This window comes from Gordonia sp. UBA7860 (genome assembly GCF_002500165.1).
GTDB lineage: Bacteria > Actinomycetota > Actinomycetes > Mycobacteriales > Mycobacteriaceae > Gordonia > Gordonia sputi.
The window spans coordinates 1-3816 of sequence record NZ_DLSO01000077.1; the positions used below are offsets into that span (position 1 = coordinate 1).

At 64.2% G+C, this 3816-nt stretch carries 4 protein-coding genes; 3 read left to right on the forward strand and 1 reads right to left on the reverse strand.

Going from position 1 to position 3816, the window contains the following annotated elements; translation table 11 throughout:
- On the reverse strand, positions 1-2007 hold a 2007-nt coding region (aceE, locus tag B3T59_RS09965), incomplete at its 3' end, for a pyruvate dehydrogenase (acetyl-transferring), homodimeric type (protein WP_287002141.1).
- 191 nt (positions 2008-2198) lie between these two features.
- On the opposite strand from aceE, the gene B3T59_RS09970 reads away from it, so the two are divergent.
- The 3 genes from B3T59_RS09970 to B3T59_RS09980 form a co-directional block, all read left to right on the forward strand.
- Positions 2199-2813: a hypothetical protein gene (locus B3T59_RS09970; protein WP_231894794.1), complete on the forward strand. Its 615-nt coding sequence runs from the start codon at positions 2199-2201 to the stop codon at positions 2811-2813.
- A gap of 164 nt (positions 2814-2977) precedes the next feature.
- On the forward strand, positions 2978-3439 hold the full coding sequence (locus B3T59_RS09975; RefSeq protein ID WP_005206429.1) for a DUF3052 domain-containing protein: 462 nt from the start codon (positions 2978-2980) through the stop codon (positions 3437-3439).
- Positions 3436-3816, forward strand: a 381-nt coding sequence (locus B3T59_RS09980; protein ID WP_287002142.1) for a redoxin domain-containing protein, incomplete at its 3' end; no start/stop codon positions are given. The genes B3T59_RS09975 and B3T59_RS09980, both read left to right, overlap by 4 nt.

Sequence of the window (3816 nt, forward strand, 5' to 3'; positions counted from 1 at the left end):
CGAGTAGAAGATGTAGAACGGGATCATCGGCTCGCCGTGTGCGGCATATGAGGTGCCGGCTGCGGTGAACGCGGCAGTCGAGCCGCCCTCGTTGATGCCCATGTGCAGCAGCTGTCCGTCAGTGGCCTCCTTGTAGGCCAGGAAGAGATCGCGGTCGACCGAGACGTAGTTCTGCCCGTGCGGGTTGTAGATCTTCGCGGTCGGGAAGAAGGAGTCCATGCCGAAAGTGCGGGCCTCATCCGGGATGATCGGCACGACGCGCTTGCCGAACTCCTTGTCGCGCATGAGGTCCTTGAGGATGCGCACGAATGCCATCGTCGTGGCGATCTCCTGCTTTCCCGATCCCTTCCGGGCGATGTCGTAGAGCTTGTCCTCCGGCAGCTTGACTGGCACGTTCTTGTCGCGGCGCTCGGGGCTGAAGCCGCCGAGCTGACGGCGCCGCTCGAGCATGTACTTGATCTCCGGGGCGTCGGGGCCCGGGTGGTAGTACGGCGGCAGCTGCGGGTTCTCCTCCAGATCCTTGTCCGAGATCGGAATCGAGAAGTGGTCGCGGATCATCTTGAGATCCTCCAGATCCACCTTCTTCATCTGGTGGGTGGCGTTACGGCCCTCGAAGTGCGGACCGAGCGTGTAGCCCTTGATGGTGTGCGCGAGGATGACGGTCGGTTGCCCCTTGTGCGCCATCGCTGCCGCGTACGCGGCGTACACCTTGCGGTAGTCGTGTCCGCCGCGGTGGAGATTCCAGATCTGATCGTCGGACCAGTCTTTGACTAGTTCTTTGGTGCGTGGATCACGGTTGAAGAAGTGCTCTCGGATGTAGGCGCCGTCGTTGGCGCGGAATGTCTGGAAGTCGCCGTCTGCGGTCGCGTTCATCAGGTTGACCAGCGCGCCGTCTTTGTCGTTGTGGAAGAGTTCGTCCCACTCGCGGCCCCAGACGACCTTGATGACGTTCCAGCCCGCGCCGCGGAAGAACGACTCGAGTTCCTGGATGATCTTGCCGTTGCCGCGCACAGGACCGTCGAGGCGCTGCAGATTGCAGTTGACCACGAAGGTGAGGTTGTCGAGCGCATTGGTCGCGGCCAACTGGAGAAGTCCGCGTGACTCCGGCTCGTCCATCTCGCCGTCGCCGAGAAACGCCCACACGTGTTGGTCGGAAGTGTCCTTGATGCCGCGGTGGTGCAGATACTGGTTGAAGCGGGCCTGGTAGATCGCATTCATCGGGCCCAAACCCATCGAGACGGTCGGGAACTGCCAGAAGTCGGGCATGAGCCGGGGGTGTGGATACGACGGCAACCCGCCGCCGAGCCCGGCATGACTGTGCTCCTGACGGAAACCGTCCAGGCGATCGGCGCTGATCCTGCCGACCAGAAAGGCGCGCGCATAGATACCCGGTGAGGCATGCCCCTGGATGAAGACCTGGTCGCCGCCACCGGGATGGTCGAGTCCGCGGAAGAAGTGGTTGTACCCCACCTCGTAGAGCGAGGCAGACGACGCGTACGTCGAGATGTGGCCGCCGACGCCGACGCCTGGCCGCTGCGCACGATGCACCATGATGGCGGCGTTCCAGCGGATGTAGTTGCGGAACCGCCGCTCGATCTCCTCGTCGCCGGGGAAGTACGGCTCGTTCTCGGTGGCGATGGTGTTGACGTAGTCGGTTGAGGTGAGGGCCGGAATCGAGACCCGATTCTCACCTGCGCGTTCGAGTAGTCGGAGCATCAGGTAGCGCGCACGTGCAGGACCCTGTTCGGCGACGAGTGTGTCGAATGACTCCAGCCATTCGCTCGTCTCCTCGGGATCGTTGTCGGAAAGGTACGAGGCGACTCCTTCGCGGATGACGCGTACCCCGGTGGTCTGCTGGCTGCCGACCTGATTCGACGCGGCAGCGTTGTTCGACGCGTCTGCGGTCCCGCTCCCAACGTCGGTGGTTCCGGTGTTGGTGCTGGCTGCCTGTTCGGTCACGGTGATGCCCACTCCCTCGTTTGGCCTGGGCACGGTGGTGCCCGGCATGACGACAATTCGGCGACGGGTCGCGTTGGTGTGCGGACTCCGTCGTCCATCCATATCGTGCCCCATGTCACGTCGCTTGGCACCGGTCTGGACGGTCTTGCCCGGGATCGTCGACGCCTCCTGCGGTAGCGTTTCGGTGTTTGGTGCCAGATATGGGCGACGGCCGTCGGGGAAACAGCCGTGGGGGAGACATGACAAGAGGACTGCTGTGCCGCGCAACGGGCACGCGTCTGATGCTGCTCGCTGCGGCACTGACGACGTTCGCGGTGCAGGGCTGTTCGGCGGTCGGGGGCAGCGCGGGTCCCGCGCCGGGAGAGGCCGCGGCCTATCGATCTGATGTGTCGACGTCCCGCCAGGCCCAGTCGCTGAGGGCCGGGGCGGAACTCTGCGAGGCGTCGACGAAGTCGATGGTCGTGATGCTGCGCGGGTACAACGCGTTCGTCGCGCGGCTCAACGAGGTGCAGTCCTACGACAAGGTCGGCGACCTCGGAGACAAAGCCCGAGCCGCGATGATCGCGGGCACCGATATGGTCAAGCCCAAACAGACAGCCGAGGTTCCCGGTGACCTCGGGACCGTCGTCGCATCATTCGTGACCAGCAGCAGCGCGCTGGGCGATGTGATCGGCCGCCGGCAGACCGCCCAGTTGAACTCTGCGTCGACCCGCTGGACGGGTGACAGGCGAACGGTGCTCGACACCTGCCGTGCCTACCTCCCGACACCTCCTGCGACATCGGCGACCGCGGCGCCGCAGTCGAACCCCGGCTCGTCGGCACCGGCCACATCGTCGCCGCGGCCGACGGGCTGACGGCTTCCCTGGTCTGGGTCATGTCCTCCGTTCGGGTGGTGTCGGAGTTCGTGTCGCCAGTTGGCGCGCGGAGTGTCCTCGTGTTGCACTGAGGTCCACTACGCTGTCTCGTAAGCTGAGAAGCGATGAAATCTGAAAACGTACCGGTAGGAGGTCGACACGCGGTGGTAGCCGCCACAGGGAGCAATGGCTCCGAGGGCAGCGGGGGCAGTAGCTCCGAGGGCAGCAACGCCCAGAAACTCGGGTTCGCGCCCGGAATGATGGTGCAGGAACTCGGTTGGGACGAGGACACCGACGACAACCTGCGCGCCGACATCGAGGACGCGATCGATGCCGAGATGCTCGACGAGGACGCGATCGACGTGGTCGACGTCGTATGGCTGTGGTGGCGCGATGACGACGGTGATCTCGTCGATCGGCTCATGGACGCCATCACACCGCTCGCCGACGACGGATACGTTTGGGTCGTGTCACCCAAGACCGGCAACCCCGGGTATGTCGATCCCAGTGAGATCGCCGAGGCCGCTCCGACGGCCGGGCTCACGCAGACCAACGTCGTGAGTTTGGGTGAATGGTCGGGTTCACGCCTGGTGCAGCCGAAGGCGCGGTCCGGAAAGCGAGCATGAGCGACGACTCGACCTCCGAGGTCGATTCGGTTGCTCGCGCCACCGATGTGGCGACGACCGATGTTGTTCCAACCCAGCCGCAAGCCGTGTTGTCAGTCGGCGACGTCGCACCCGACTTCGAGCTGCGTGATCAGAACAATCAGCGGGTGAGCCTCTCGCGGTTGCTCGAAGAGCGTCAGGTGCTCATCGTGTTCTTTCCGCTCGCCTTCACCGGAACGTGTCAGGGAGAGCTTGGTTTCATTCGCGACCACTATCATCGGTTCATCAACGATGAGGTTGCGGCAGTTGCTGTTTCGGTCGGACCGCCGCCCACACACAAGGTGTGGTCATCGGCGCAGGGTTTCCTCTTCCCGATTCTCTCCGACTTCTGGCCGCAC